We start from the raw sequence: 12,625 nt of genomic DNA, 5'->3' as shown, positions 1-12,625 counted from the left end.
GCGTCGCGAATTACCCAAGGGCGTCTGTAAGCACCTCATTCAAGCGGGCGAACGCGGCGGACTCGTCTGGCGCATGGGCCGGATTAACTTCTGTGATGGTCAGGCCGCGCCATTGCGGCAGGGCGGTCAACTGCTTTAGCGCGAAGGCGGCGTGCTCCAGTTTGAGACCGTCGCAACGGCGCACATTCTCAGCAATCGGAAAATCGACAAAGGAGAGTGCATCGACATCGAAGTGAATAAGCACACAGTCAAAGCGGGCCGCCCAGTCGGCCGCGCGCGCTGTCGCCGCCTCGATATCACTCAAAGCTTCCTCACGCGATATAACTTTAATCGCGTTATCTCTGATCACCACAGCTTCGGGCGGAGTGATGTTCTCGACGCCGAAATAGAGGAGTTGCTGAGGCACAAGCATCGGGCGGGTTGGGCCGAGCCTGGCGAGCGAAGGCTCGCATCCGGGAATATCGAGCAGATGAGCGACACCAGTCCAGTCCAAGGCGCCGTCGCTCGTATCAGGTGTGTTGAGATCGGCGTCGAAATCCATGTAGACGAGCCCGATCCGTGCACCGGCCGCGTTCGCTCCGGCGACCGTTCCCAACTCCACAGTACAATCGCCGCCTAAAACAAGCACGTCCTCCTGTGCTGCGATCGCCGTCGCCACGTGGCTTGCGACCAAGTCACAGGCGTGGCGCACGGCCTCTAGGTTCATAGCCTGCGGCTGCGAGGGATCCGGTCGCCATCGGAACGATGCAACATCGCCATCATCCCTGATGGTTCTGCCTCGGCTCGCGAGCGCCTCTGCGAGCCCATGCCGCCGAAAGGCCGCGGGCGCTTGTTCCTGCCCCGGCGAATAGGCGCCGGCGCTGGTGGCGGCGCCGATAATGTTCAACAAACGCGCCGACAAATCGAGGCTCCAATTTCGTATGATCCTCGTTGCAAAACGGGTCTGGAGGGACGAAGGTTCCTCCTCGATGTTGAGAGTTTGTTGCCCGGCATTGGCACGAAGCCTAATAGGCCAAGCGTTCGCGCCGGAACGGCAAACGGCTCGCCGCATCGATCCCGTCGTGAGGCGCCGGACGCGCACAAAGCCATTTGGACCCAGTATCATGACCAAAGCGACAACAGCCATGAAGACGAGCGGCTCGAAGGAAGGGGCAGGAGGAGTCACTCCCTCTCAGTTGATAGATGCGAGAATCAACGAGCTGAGCGATTGGCGGGGCGAGATGCTCGCTTGGGTCCGAACCGTCATCCAGCAGGCAGATCCCGAAGTGATCGAGGAGTGGAAGTGGAGAGGAGTTCCGGTGTGGGAGCACGCCGGAATTATCTGCACCGGTGAGACGTACAAGAATGTCGTGAAGATGACCTTCGCCAAGGGCGCCTCGCTGGAGGACCCTTCAGGCCTCTTCAACTCCAGCCTCGAAGGCAACACCAGGCGCGCCATCGATATCCATGAGGGCGACAAGATCGATGAAGAGGCATTGAAGGCGCTCATTCGCGCCGCCGTGGCACTGAACATGTCAGGGCGAGCTACCACCACCCGCTCTCAGAAGAAACCGAAGAGCGCTTGAGGATCATCCACATCCGGCTGGGCTGGCTCCTCGTGGTCGCCTCCTTCGAGGCCTTATGAACATCGCAAGAGCGGGGAAAATCCCTACTGCAGCAGTCCCTTGACGATGCCGCTCGCCTTGGAGAAATCCATCTGGCCCGCGTATTTCTCCTTTAGTGCAGCCATCACCTTGCCCATGTCCTTGACGCCGCTGGCGCCGGTCTCGGCGATGGCGCCGCGGATCGCCGTTTCGGTCTCGGCCTGGCCCAGTTGCGTCGGCAGGAAGTCTCGAATGATAGCCATCTCGTCGCGCTCCTGTGCGGCAAGCTCCGGCCGTTTGCCGTCGTCGAAAGCCTTGGCCGACTCCTCGCGCTGCTTCACCATCTTGGCCAGTATCTGCAGGATCTCGTCGTCGCTGGCCGGCTCATTGCCGGCGCCGCGATTGGCGATGTCGCGATCGTGAATGGCCGCCTGGATCAGCCGTAAGGTCGGCAGCCGGCGCTTGTCCTGCGCCTTCATCGCGCTCTTCAGGGATTCGGCGATTTTGCCCCGCATGATGCTTTCTCCTTCGAATGCGGCGGACAATAGCCGTGCCGAAAGCCCAAGGCAAATTCGACGTCGCCCGGCAAACCGCTGATATTATTCGACGAAATAAATCCAGGGCTCGTACGGCGTGGCATCATTGACCGCCTTGGCGCCTTCCCCTATGTACTGGGCCTTGCATGAACTGAATTTTTGTTGCGCGCGCTGGCTGCGAAATCGCCGCTGCGCGCGGTTTGCTGCGCAGAGTGGTCCGTCGGACCGATCGAAGGGCGCAGCCCTTTAGGAGTGTCGCCATGGCAACGACCGCCCCCTGGGCCCCTGAGAAGCCGACGGCCTTGCTGGTGCTGGCCGACGGCACCGTCATCGAGGGCCGCGGCCTTGGCGCCACCGGCTCCGCCGTCGCCGAAGTCTGCTTCAACACCGCGCTGACAGGCTATCAGGAAATCCTCACCGACCCGTCCTATAGCGGCCAGATCGTCACCTTCACCTTTCCGCATATCGGCAATATCGGCACCAATGACGAGGACATCGAGGATCTCAACCCGGTCGCGCGCGCCGGCGCCGTCGGCGCCGTGTTCAAGGCCGACGTCACCAATCCGTCCAGCTATCGCGCCGCAGCTGGTCTCGACCAATGGCTGAAGAAGCGTGGCATCGTGGCGCTTTCGGGCATCGACACGCGCGCGCTGACAGCGCTGATCCGTGAAAAAGGCATGCCCAACGCCGTCATCGCGCACGCGCCCGACGGCATCTTCGACATCGACGATCTGAAGCGCCGCGCCGCCGCCTGGTCCGGCCTGATCGGGCTTGACCTGGCCAAGGACGTCACCTCCGGCCAGTCCTCGGTCTGGCGCGAGACGCCCTGGGTCTGGGACGAGGGCTTTGGCGAACAGACCGATCCGTCCATGCATGTCGTCGCCATCGACTACGGTGTCAAGCGCAACATATTGCGCCTGCTTGCCGGTCTTGGCGCCAAGGTCACGGTGGTGCCGGCCAGCACCGGCGCCGAGGAGATCCTCGCCATGCGGCCCGACGGCATCTTTCTCTCCAACGGTCCCGGCGACCCGGAAGCCACCGGCGGCTATGCCGTTCCGGTCATCCAGGACCTGCTGAAGACCGACATCCCGGTGTTCGGCATCTGCCTCGGCCACCAGATGCTGGCGCTGGCGCTGGGCGGCAAAACCGCCAAAATGCATCAGGGCCATCACGGCGCCAATCATCCGGTCAAGGATCACACCACCGGCAAGGTCGAGATCGTCTCGATGAACCACGGCTTTGCCGTCGATGCCGACTCGTTGCCGCGCGGCGTCGAAGAAACCCATGTCTCGCTGTTCGACGGCTCGAATTGCGGCATCACGCTGACAGGAAGACCGGTCTTCTCGGTCCAGCATCATCCCGAATCCTCACCCGGCCCGCAGGATTCGCACTATCTGTTCCGCCGCTTCGTCAATCTCATCCGCGAAAAGCGCGGCGAGCCGGCGCTGGCGGAGCGCGCCTAAAGCCCGTCGCGTCTGAAGGGATTCCTGCGACGCTCTTTAAGTTCCTGTTTTTGTGCATGTCGTTGTCCCAAAACCGCTGGGCGCACTTTTGGGCGACATGCATTGGAGCATTTTCCACGAAAAGTGAGTATCGGCTTTGCGCCCGCAATTACGTTAAAACGGATTGACTGGCGGCGACGGCGGAAATGGAGCCGCCTTCATGCTTTTTCGCTCTTAACGAAGATCAACCCCGTCGGTCACCGCTTCTTGCGCATGCATGCGTTTGACTTCCTTCGGCGTCGGCTTGGCCACTTTCGTGACGAAGACGATGAGCGCCAGCGTGAGAAAAACCGCGCCGAGCAGATAAGGGGCCCCGCCGAACACCACGGGCGCGCCCGGACCGGTGAACCAGGAAAAGATCGCCGTATAAAGCAGCGGCGTGATGATCGACGTGATCGAGAAGATCGAGGTCATCGCCCCCTGGAGTTCGCCCTGCGCCGAAGGCGGCACCTTGGCGGCGGCGAGACTTCTGAGCGGCGGATCGGCCAAGGCTTCCAGACAGCCGACGACGATCACCGCATAGATCATCCAGCCTTGCGACGCGAAGGCGTAGCCGAAGGCGCTGAGTGCCGTGAATGCAAGACCGAGTACCGCCGTCTTCCACTCGCCAAGTTTGGGGATCACGCGCGGCAGGACCGTCGCCATGACGATCGCCCCGCACAGACCGAAGGCGCCGAGCGAGAAACCGATCTGCTGTTCGTTCCAGCCATAGCGGTAATTGGAGACGAACGACCACACCGCCGGATACATCATATGCCCAAGCGTCATCAGGAAGAAGACAAGCCCGATCCAGCCAATGCCTTGGTAGTTGCGCATCTGGATGAGCGTCCCGACCGGGTTCGCGCGTTTCCACTCGAAGCGGCGGCGGTGCTTGTTATCAAGCGTTTCGGGCAACAGAAACAGGGCGATCAGGAAATTCAGGAAAGCAAGCGCGGCGGCGAAATAGAACGGTACCCGTGGCCCGAACGTGCCGAGCAGCCCGCCCAGAACCGGTCCGATGACGAAGCCGACGCCGAAGGCGATGCCGAGCAGGCCGAAGTTCTTCGCCCGGTTCTCATCGGTCGAGATGTCGGCGATGAAAGCGGAAGTCGTTGAATAGCTGGCGCCGGAAATGCCGGCCAGCACGCGTCCGATAAACAGCATCGGGTAGGACCAGGCGACAGCGCAGATCAGATTATCGAGGGCAAAGGTGAAGACGGAGGCGAGCAGGATCGGCCGCCGTCCGAACCGGTCGCTCAACCCGCCGATGACAGGTGCGAAAACGAACTGCATCGCCGCATAGGCGAAGAACAGCCAGCCCCCCTCGATCGCCGCCTCGCCGATGCCAACGCCGGTCAATTCCCTGAGATAGGCCGGCAGCACCGGCATGATGATGCCGAAGCCGATGATATCGAGCAGCAGCGTGATGAAAACGAGCGCAAGGCCCCGCCTGGCGGTTTTGGGGTCTATCATGATGACGTCGGCTCCTCAGACCGCCTTGGGGCAAAGGCGCGGGCTCGTTATAGGCGAGCCTGTCTTACGGAACAATAAGAGAACGGACTCGGCAGTCCTCTCCTGACATCAGCTGACGTGCCCCGCCGCGGCGCGTGGCAACTTAAGCGGGAGTGTTCGAACACCTTAGATCGGAGTGTTGAACGTATCGCAGTCCGACAGCTTGCCGCTCCTGTAGCCACGCGCCAGCCAGGTCTGCCGCTGCTGCGAGGTGCCGTGGTTGAAGCTTTCCGGCACGACATAACCCTGCATCCTCTTCTGCAGCGTGTCGTCGCCGATCTGCTGGGCAGCGTTCAGCGCCTCTTCCATGTCGCCCTGTTCCAGAATGCCTTTCTGCCCGGTGAAATGCGCCCAGACGCCGGCGAAGCAATCGGCCTGAAGTTCGACCTGCACCGACATGTGGTTGGCCTCGGCCTCGCCCATTTGCTGCCGCATCTGGTTGAACTTGGGCAGGATGCCGGTGAGATTCTGCACATGATGGCCGACCTCATGCGCGATCACATAGGCTTGGGCGAAATCGCCCGAGGCGCCGAATTGCTGGTCGAGCTGCTGGAAGAAAGTGGTATCGAGATAGACCTTGCGGTCGCCGGGACAGTAGAACGGTCCGGCCGCAGACGAGGCGGAGCCGCAGGCCGAGCGGATCTGGCCGCTGAACAGCACCAGCTTCGGATCCTCATAGGTCAGGCCCTCGGCCTGGAAAATGCCGGTCCAGGTGTCCTCGGTCTCGGCCAGCACCGTCGAGACGAACTGCTTCATCTCGTCGGAGGCCGGCGCACCGGTGCCGCCGCTGTTGTCGGTGATCTGACCGCCGCCGCCAGGCGCTAAGCCGCCACCGCCGCCGGCCAGGATCTGCAGCGGATCGATGCCGAAGGCCTTCAGCCCGAAATAGAGGACCACGAGAATGATGATGGTCGACAGCGACATTCCGCCGCCGGAGCGGCCGCCGACAGGGATGCGGAACCGGCCGGGCCCACCGCGCGGCAGGTTGAACCCGCCACCCTGGCCGCGTTGGTCTTCGACATTGTCACTTTGACGACGACCCTTCCAGAGCATGGCACTCCTCGCGATGCACGTATCGGTACCTGGCCGATCTCATGGCCCGATCCGACCCAACAAACAATTATCCCAATGGTTGCGCCAAGTCACAGTATTTTTCGCATGAAGGGCCGCCGGCTCTGGGGTCAGTCGGTGCACGACACCCGCGGCTGAGAGCCCTGCCGACGGCTTTTTTTGTCTTGGACCTAGCGGGTTACGCTCAGATCTTCTGCTTGGTACCCGCGCTCTTGCCGTCCGAGCTTTTCGACCGCTCGTCGAAGCGGACCGCGCCCTTTTTGAGCGGGCGGCCGGTTTCCGCTTCCGTCTTGCGTTCGTCCTTCGCCGCAGCTTGGTTCAATCCCTTGGCCGCTTGCTTGCCCTTCGCTGTCGGTGCCTGTTCAACGCCCATGGTATCCTCCTCGGTCTCGCGCCAATCGCTTGGCACGACCTCAAACGCAGCGGCAACGCGGCGGTTCCGGCAGGACTGTCGGCAATGGCGGTAGATTTAGCGTGTCGCCTTCATTGCCATGCGAAACGCTTCAACTGTCTCGGCGCTGATGCGTCGGCCAGAGGCGATCTGGAATGACGCGACAAATCGGCAGTCTGCGCTATCTTGAGGCCATGACCGATCTCGCCGATGTGCGCCGCTTTTATGCGCGACTGATGGCTGCCAATGCAGGTCCGGCCGATCCGCGTCTCGAAGACGTGTTCGCCGCGGTGCCGCGCGAGGCTTTTCTCGGGCCCGGGCCGTGGTCGGTCGTCGCCGGCAACGGTAAGGTCGAAACGCCGAGCGCCGATCCTGTTCACGTCTATCAGAACGTGCTGGTGTCGCTCGACGCCGACAAAGGCATCAACAATGGCGAGCCGTTCCTGCATGCCATGTGGATCGGCAAGGTGGCGCCAAAACCCGGCGAGACCGTCACCCATGTCGGCGCCGGCACCGGCTACTACACAGCTCTGCTGGCACAGCTGGTTTCACCCGGCGGCGCAGTCACCGCCTTCGAACTGGAATCCAGTCTCGCCGACCGCGCGAGACAGAACCTCGAAGCCTTTGGCAATGTGACCGTCATCCATGGCGATGCGGTCATCGGCAGCCTGCCACCGTCCGACATCATCTATGTCAATGCCGGCGTCGCAGCACCACCGGCCGAGTGGCTGAAGGCGCTGAAGCCTGGCGCCCGCATGGTCTTTCCGTGGCGTCCGACCGAGCGCGTTGGCCTCGCGGTGATGGTGACTCGCACCGAACAAGGCTTTGCCTGCGATCCGTTCATGCGGTCATGGTTCATCCCTTGCGTCGGCGCCTCGCTTGCAGGCCCCGCGGCGAAAATCCTCGACCGCGACAAGGCGGCACGCAGCCGCTCGATCTGGCTGACGGCCGACAAGGCACCGGACAACACCGCCACCGTCGTCATCGGCGACGTCTGGTTCTCGTCGAAAGGTGTTGGCGCCAGGCGGCCGCAATGACGTCGCCGAGGCTGCCCATCCAGTGCTTGCCGCTCGCCATGCGCCGAATCCAGAATTTTGTGGCCCCTGTCGGACCGGCGTCCACTCGCACGTCCTTTGGCCGAAATCCGGCCCCGACAGCACGGATGATGAAAAAGGGAGAATTCAATGAGGAAGATCATCACTGCGACATTCGTCAGCCTCGACGGCGTCATGCAGGCGCCTGGCGGGCCGGAAGAAGACCCGAGCGGCGGCTTCGAATTCGGTGGCTGGACGTTCCATTACTGGGACGACGTCGGGGGCGCCTTTATTGGTGAGACCTTCGCAAAACCGTTCGCGCTGCTCCTCGGCCGCAGGACCTACGATATCTTCGCTGCGCATTGGCCGTATCAGAAGAACGATCCGATCGGCGACAGTTTCAACGCGGCCACCAAATATGTGGCCACGCACAGGCCCGATACGCTGTCGTGGCAAAACAGCCAGTCGCTCGGCGACGACGTCGTGGCCACACTGCGCCAGCTCAAGCAGGAGGACGGGCCGGACCTGCTCATCCAGGGATCGAGCGAGTTGATCCAGACCTTGCTCGCCAACGACCTGATCGACGAGGTCAGCCTGCTGATCTTGCCGCTGGTGCTGGGCAAGGGGAAGCGGCTGTTTGGCGGTGGCGCAATTCCGGCGGCTTTCAAGCTGAACCGCTCACAGGCATCGAGCACCGGCGTCATCATAGCGAGCTATGAACGCGCCGGTGAAATCAAGACCGGGTCCTTCGCCCAGGAACAGCCGTCCGAAGCCGAGATCGAGAGACGCCGAACCTGGAAATAGTGTGGGGTTACAGGACCTGGTTCCTTGCTCCGCTAGATGTGAGTGGGGAGAGAAACCCAAGTTGCCCGGCAGGGTGATGAGGGCAGCGCCATGGTTCTGCGATCTCCCTTACTCCGCCGGCATGGCAATCGCCCGCGCCGCCCGGTGGCCGGCGAGCATGACGCCAAGACCCAGGATCGGGAACACTGCTGCGACTAGGCCGAGATCGGCTGGCGCGCCATAGCGCAGCACCGTGCCGCCGACGACGGCGCCCAGCGCCACGCCGAGATAGAGCGCCGAGCCGTTGAGCGACAGCACGATGGGCGCTGCGTCGGGCGCCAGCTTGATGATGCGGCTGGCCTGCGCCGGCGGGAAGGCCCAGCCGACAATGCCCCACGGCACCATCATGGCCATCAGCGCCGGCCCGGCCACGCTGTGCGGCAGGAATGCCGGGATGACCGAAAGCATGACCAGCATGACCGCACTCAGCGCCAGCGACCAGCTGACGGTGCGCGTCGCGCCGAAGCGATCGGCAGCCTGCCCGCCGGCAATGTTGCCGATGACGGCGCCGACACCGAAGGCGAGCAGCATGCCGGGCAGCGCAATCGGGCTCAAGCCTCCGCCTTCGACGGCTAGCGGCGCGACAAAGGCAAAGACCGTAAAGGCGCCGGTGAGCGCCAAAAGTGTGGTCAGCAGGATCGATGGCACGCCGGGGCGAAGGGTTGCAGCCAGCCGCTGCCTGAGCGGCAGCTTGGTGCCGACGATGCCGCGCGGCAGCCGGTACCACAGGATGGCGCCGGCCAGCGCGCCGAGCCCGGCGATGGCAAAGAACGTGCCGCGCCAGCCGGCAACGGTCGCGACAAGTGCGCCGAGCGGCGCGCCGACCGCCACCGCCACTGTGGTGCCGCCGACGACGACGGCGATGGCGCGGGCGCGGTGATGATCATCGACAAGCGCCACGGCCGTCCCTTGCGCCGTCGCTGCGAACAGGCCGGACGACAGCGCCATGACGATGCGCGCGATCAGCAGCAATTCGAAAGAGGAACTCAGCGCCGCCGCCAGATTGCCCAGCACGAAAAACACCAGCGTCCACAAGATGACGCGCCGCCGGTCCCATTCGCCGGTGAGCGTCGCCAGGATCGGCGTACCGAGCGCATAGGCGAGCGCGAAGGCGGTGATCAGCGTCCCGGCGAGTGGAATCGAGATGGCGGCATCGGCTGCGATGTCGGGCAACAGGCTTGAAATGACGAAGCCTTCGGTCGCGATCGTGAATGATCCGAGCGCAAGCCAGATGAGGCGCTTGTCCATGGCAACAAATCCTTAGTTCAAAAGTTATTGAACAATTGTACATAATGGGGCATGGTGTCAATGAAGCCACCTGAGAATAGCGGAACCCTCCTGACAGCTCTATGTCAGGACAAGGTGGCGGGAGGTGGAAACTGCGTGCATCCATCAAGGAGGAGATGCGTTGAAATCGGCCCTGATTGCGCTTAGTTCCTGGGCATGACCCTGCCCCATCCCTCCGCCGACCAGATCAGCCTGTCGAATGTGCTTGCCGTGCTCGGCGATCCCACCCGGCTGGCCATCGTGCGCTATCTCGCCAGCAAGGAAGGCGTGCCGCTGAACTGCAGCCAGTTCCTCGACCTCTGCTCGAAAACCAATCTCAGTTATCACCTTGCCAAATTGCGCGAGGCCGGCGTCACACGCACCGAGGTGGTCGGCACCAGCCGGCTGATCACGCTGCGCCGCGACGACCTCAATGCCCGCTTTCCGGGCCTGCTCGACAGCGTCATTGCCGCCGCCGTCGGCGATACGGCACTGCCCGCGGTCGGCGCGTCCGAGATCGAAGTCCGCGCCTGAGGCTGTTCCTCGCCCCCGTGCAACGGGGGAGAGGTGGCCGCGAAGCGGCCGGAGAGGGGGGCTCCGAAGCGAACAAGCGATCGCTTTGAGGGCTCAAGGGTGGCGGGCAGTCCCCCTCTCCGTCTCGGCTTCGCCGAGCCACCTCTCCCTCACTTCCGTGAGGAACCAAAGTCCTGCAAGGTCCGCCCTTCCCGACCAGTAACTCGTCAACCAACGGAGCTTCCCATGCGCATTGCCGTCCTCGCCGATATCCACGGCAACATCCTCGCCCTGGACGCCGTGCTCGACGATCTGCGGCAGCGCGGCGGCGCCGACCTCGTCGTCAATCTCGGCGATTGCGTCTCCGGCCCGCTCTGGCCGCGCGAGACTTTTGCTCGGCTTGAAGCGCTCGCCCTGCCGACGGTGCGCGGCAATCACGACCGCCGCCTCGCCCGCGACACCGCCGATGAAACCATGTGGCCGTCCGACCGCTACGCGCAGGAACGGCTGACATCGGCGCAGCGCGAGGCGCTGTTCGCCTTGCCTCTCACGCTGGAGATCGCGCCGGGCGTGGTTGCCTTCCATGCCCGGCCCGACCACGACGAAAAATATCTGACCGATACGATAGCCAGCGGGCAGCTGGTGCGCGCACCGTTGGCCGCCATCAAGCGGCGGCTGGCCGCGCTCGATCCCGCTTGCCGCATCGTGCTGTGCGGCCACAGCCACCGCAGCGAACTGATCCGTATCCCCGACGGCCCTGTCATCTTCAATCCGGGCAGCATCGGCTGCCCCGCTTATGACGACGACACGCCACCGGCGCATATCTCGGAGCAAGGCTCTCCGCATGCACGCTACGGCATTGTCGAACTGGGCGAGCCGGGCCGCCCCGACCGTTTTGCGGCCATCGCCGTCGACTATGACCATGAGGCGGCAGCGCGGCAGGCCGAACAGGCGGGACGGCCGGAATGGGCCCATGCGCTGCGAACCGGGTTTATGTCGGGTTGAACGAGATACGAGTTCCCAGGCTGAACGCGGAACGCGTTCATGCCTCAGGCTGAGGCAGGTACGAGCTCATGCCGCCAAGCTGAGCTTGCTCATGCCGCCAAGCTGAGCTTGCCCATGCCGCACGCTGAACTTTGTTCATGCCGGGGCCGCATTTTCCGACTTACATAGCGCCATGTCGTCGTTTATAAAATCGACCTGGAATGCGGTGGCGTTTCCGTGCCAGGCCGCGCCTCCGGGAATGCTTCTATCGCCCACGGCCAAAATGATGAGGCGCACAGTTACGCTCCGAACGACGCTGTACGCGCTCACTGCCGCCCTTCTCCTGCTGACGGCGCTGCTGCCGGCCAAAGCCGAGGAGGCGCCGATCGTTTCCATCGTGACCGACCTCGCTCCAGGCGATCTCCTGAACGTCCGCGCCACGGCATCGGCAATGGGCAAGATCAAGGCTCGGCTGCCTAACGGTACGAGCGTCAACAATCTCGGCTGCAACGACGTCAATGGCTACCGCTGGTGCAAGGTCGCAGAAATTGACAATCCGCAACTGACGGGATGGGCTCCCGCGCGCTACCTGAATCCCGACAATCCGGCGGCCGTTTCGGATGCGGATGCCGAAACGACCGGCGAAGGCACGGCCCCTGCAGCCGAGGCTTCGAACCTGGTATCCGCAGATCAGCCGCTTCCCGACCTGACAGCGCGCCTGGGCGCGCCCGAAACCACGATGACAGCCGCCGACGCAATCGGCAGGGCGGCCATCGAAGACGCTTACCGCCTGGCGCTCGCCGCCAGCGGAAATCCTTCGACCGGCGAGACGCAGTCGCCCGTAGCAGCGGAGGAGCCCATCCGGCATCGCGTCGCCAATACAGCGCCTCCGGCCGACGCACGGACCGTTGCGCGGCTGCAGCCGCCGGGGAGGCCCGCGCCGGCCCTGGGTGCCCGCAACGAGATTCCTTGCGCGCGCTATGTCGGCCAGCCGATGACCAGCTGCAAGGCAGGCGTTGTGCATACGGGCGACAAAGCCGAGGTGACCGTGACCTGGCCCGATGGCGGCACCCGCGTCATCAGCTTCCAGGCCGGCCGGCCAGCCGGTTCGAATGCATCAGGTGAATTCCGCTACACCCGCGAGGGCAGCCTGAACATGATCCGTGTCGGCGTTTCCGAACGCTTCGAGATCACGGACCAGTTGGCGCTGGGGGATGAGTGGCTAAGGGGAATAAGGCAGTAGGGCAATAGGGCAATATGTTTATAGGGCGGCTCGAACCTCTGCCCTACTGCCCTACTGCCCTACTCGCATTTTAGGGGGTTACATCAGGCAAAACTCTTCCCTATAAGGCCCTCCTAGCCTGATACCAGAATCGCGAGCACAACCGGCCGGGTCCTTCCCGTCCGGTTT

Annotated in this window: 13 protein-coding genes; 7 read left to right on the top strand and 6 right to left on the bottom strand. The window is 63.4% G+C overall.

Annotated elements, in window-relative coordinates:
* Positions 1 to 10 precede the first annotated feature (10 nt).
* Positions 11 to 886 (bottom strand): arginase family protein, encoded by an 876-nt coding sequence (locus tag ACWTU7_RS03760; RefSeq protein ID WP_455846494.1) that lies wholly within the window; start codon positions 884 to 886, stop codon positions 11 to 13.
* 217 nt (positions 887 to 1,103) lie between these two features.
* Here ACWTU7_RS03760 and ACWTU7_RS03755 point away from each other — a divergent pair, with 217 nt between their 5' ends.
* A complete protein-coding gene (locus ACWTU7_RS03755) occupies positions 1,104 to 1,565 on the top strand; it encodes a DUF1801 domain-containing protein (RefSeq protein WP_455837861.1) in 462 nt (153 codons plus the stop codon).
* Between the two features lie 83 nt (positions 1,566 to 1,648).
* On the opposite strand, the gene ACWTU7_RS03750 is transcribed toward ACWTU7_RS03755, so the two are convergent.
* Entirely contained in the window at positions 1,649 to 2,098 is a 450-nt protein-coding gene (locus tag ACWTU7_RS03750) for a GatB/YqeY domain-containing protein (RefSeq protein WP_455837862.1), read from the bottom strand.
* Positions 2,099 to 2,379: 281 nt separating this feature from the next.
* Between ACWTU7_RS03750 and carA the strand changes: the two genes are divergently transcribed.
* Entirely contained in the window at positions 2,380 to 3,582 is a 1,203-nt protein-coding gene (gene carA / locus ACWTU7_RS03745) for a glutamine-hydrolyzing carbamoyl-phosphate synthase small subunit (RefSeq protein WP_455837863.1), read from the top strand.
* Positions 3,583 to 3,795: 213 nt separating this feature from the next.
* Here carA and ACWTU7_RS03740 read toward each other — a convergent pair whose 3' ends face one another.
* The 3 genes from ACWTU7_RS03740 to ACWTU7_RS03730 all read right to left on the bottom strand — a co-directional run bounded on the left by ACWTU7_RS03740 (position 3,796) and on the right by ACWTU7_RS03730 (position 6,556).
* Complete coding sequence (locus tag ACWTU7_RS03740; protein WP_455837864.1) at positions 3,796 to 5,073, bottom strand: TCR/Tet family MFS transporter; 1,278 nt, start codon at positions 5,071 to 5,073, stop codon at positions 3,796 to 3,798.
* Between the two features lie 165 nt (positions 5,074 to 5,238).
* A complete protein-coding gene (gene ypfJ / locus ACWTU7_RS03735; RefSeq protein ID WP_029350136.1) occupies positions 5,239 to 6,165 on the bottom strand; it encodes a KPN_02809 family neutral zinc metallopeptidase in 927 nt (308 codons plus the stop codon).
* 202 nt (positions 6,166 to 6,367) lie between these two features.
* On the bottom strand, positions 6,368 to 6,556 hold the full coding sequence (locus tag ACWTU7_RS03730; protein ID WP_455837865.1) for a hypothetical protein: 189 nt from the start codon (positions 6,554 to 6,556) through the stop codon (positions 6,368 to 6,370).
* A 173-nt stretch (positions 6,557 to 6,729) separates the two neighbouring features.
* On the opposite strand from ACWTU7_RS03730, the gene ACWTU7_RS03725 reads away from it, so the two are divergent.
* Positions 6,730 to 7,611, top strand: coding sequence for a protein-L-isoaspartate O-methyltransferase family protein (locus ACWTU7_RS03725; protein WP_455837866.1), 882 nt, complete (start codon positions 6,730 to 6,732; stop codon positions 7,609 to 7,611).
* Between the two features lie 147 nt (positions 7,612 to 7,758).
* On the top strand, positions 7,759 to 8,412 hold the full coding sequence (locus tag ACWTU7_RS03720; protein WP_455837867.1) for a dihydrofolate reductase family protein: 654 nt from the start codon (positions 7,759 to 7,761) through the stop codon (positions 8,410 to 8,412).
* A gap of 108 nt (positions 8,413 to 8,520) precedes the next feature.
* Here the strand turns inward: ACWTU7_RS03720 and ACWTU7_RS03715 are convergent, their stop codons facing one another.
* Complete coding sequence (locus ACWTU7_RS03715; RefSeq protein WP_455837868.1) at positions 8,521 to 9,699, bottom strand: MFS transporter; 1,179 nt, start codon at positions 9,697 to 9,699, stop codon at positions 8,521 to 8,523.
* 195 nt (positions 9,700 to 9,894) lie between these two features.
* Here ACWTU7_RS03715 and ACWTU7_RS03710 point away from each other — a divergent pair, with 195 nt between their 5' ends.
* The 3 genes from ACWTU7_RS03710 to ACWTU7_RS03700 all read left to right on the top strand — a co-directional run bounded on the left by ACWTU7_RS03710 (position 9,895) and on the right by ACWTU7_RS03700 (position 12,457).
* Positions 9,895 to 10,251 (top strand): ArsR/SmtB family transcription factor, encoded by a 357-nt coding sequence (locus ACWTU7_RS03710; protein WP_455837869.1) that lies wholly within the window; start codon positions 9,895 to 9,897, stop codon positions 10,249 to 10,251.
* 225 nt (positions 10,252 to 10,476) lie between these two features.
* Entirely contained in the window at positions 10,477 to 11,235 is a 759-nt protein-coding gene (locus ACWTU7_RS03705; RefSeq protein ID WP_455837870.1) for a metallophosphoesterase family protein, read from the top strand.
* Between the two features lie 262 nt (positions 11,236 to 11,497).
* The gene (locus ACWTU7_RS03700; protein WP_455837871.1) at positions 11,498 to 12,457 is read left to right on the top strand and encodes an SH3 domain-containing protein; all 960 of its coding nucleotides are present in this window, start codon (positions 11,498 to 11,500) and stop codon (positions 12,455 to 12,457) included.
* Positions 12,458 to 12,625: the final 168 nt, after the last annotated feature.

Source organism: Mesorhizobium sp. BHscii (assembly GCF_053848065.1).
The sequence above is the reverse complement of the archived record's forward strand: the minus strand, read 5'-3'. Positions and strand labels throughout refer to the sequence as shown.

Excerpts from the sequence above, each read along its gene's own strand:
- carA (WP_455837863.1), top strand. The coding sequence starts at position 2,380 with ATGGCAACGACCGCCCCCTGGGCCCCTGAGAAGCCGACGGCCTTGCTG.
- ypfJ (WP_029350136.1), bottom strand. The coding sequence starts at position 6,165 with ATGCTCTGGAAGGGTCGTCGTCAAAGTGACAATGTCGAAGACCAACGC.
- ACWTU7_RS03715 (WP_455837868.1), bottom strand. The coding sequence starts at position 9,699 with ATGGACAAGCGCCTCATCTGGCTTGCGCTCGGATCATTCACGATCGCG.
- ACWTU7_RS03710 (WP_455837869.1), top strand. The coding sequence starts at position 9,895 with ATGACCCTGCCCCATCCCTCCGCCGACCAGATCAGCCTGTCGAATGTG.
- ACWTU7_RS03705 (WP_455837870.1), top strand. The coding sequence starts at position 10,477 with ATGCGCATTGCCGTCCTCGCCGATATCCACGGCAACATCCTCGCCCTG.
- ACWTU7_RS03700 (WP_455837871.1), top strand. The coding sequence starts at position 11,498 with ATGATGAGGCGCACAGTTACGCTCCGAACGACGCTGTACGCGCTCACT.
- ACWTU7_RS03740 (WP_455837864.1), bottom strand. The coding sequence starts at position 5,073 with ATGATAGACCCCAAAACCGCCAGGCGGGGCCTTGCGCTCGTTTTCATC.
- ACWTU7_RS03755 (WP_455837861.1), top strand. The coding sequence starts at position 1,104 with ATGACCAAAGCGACAACAGCCATGAAGACGAGCGGCTCGAAGGAAGGG.
- ACWTU7_RS03730 (WP_455837865.1), bottom strand. The coding sequence starts at position 6,556 with ATGGGCGTTGAACAGGCACCGACAGCGAAGGGCAAGCAAGCGGCCAAG.
- ACWTU7_RS03720 (WP_455837867.1), top strand. The coding sequence starts at position 7,759 with ATGAGGAAGATCATCACTGCGACATTCGTCAGCCTCGACGGCGTCATG.
- ACWTU7_RS03750 (WP_455837862.1), bottom strand. The coding sequence starts at position 2,098 with ATGCGGGGCAAAATCGCCGAATCCCTGAAGAGCGCGATGAAGGCGCAG.
- ACWTU7_RS03725 (WP_455837866.1), top strand. The coding sequence starts at position 6,730 with ATGACGCGACAAATCGGCAGTCTGCGCTATCTTGAGGCCATGACCGAT.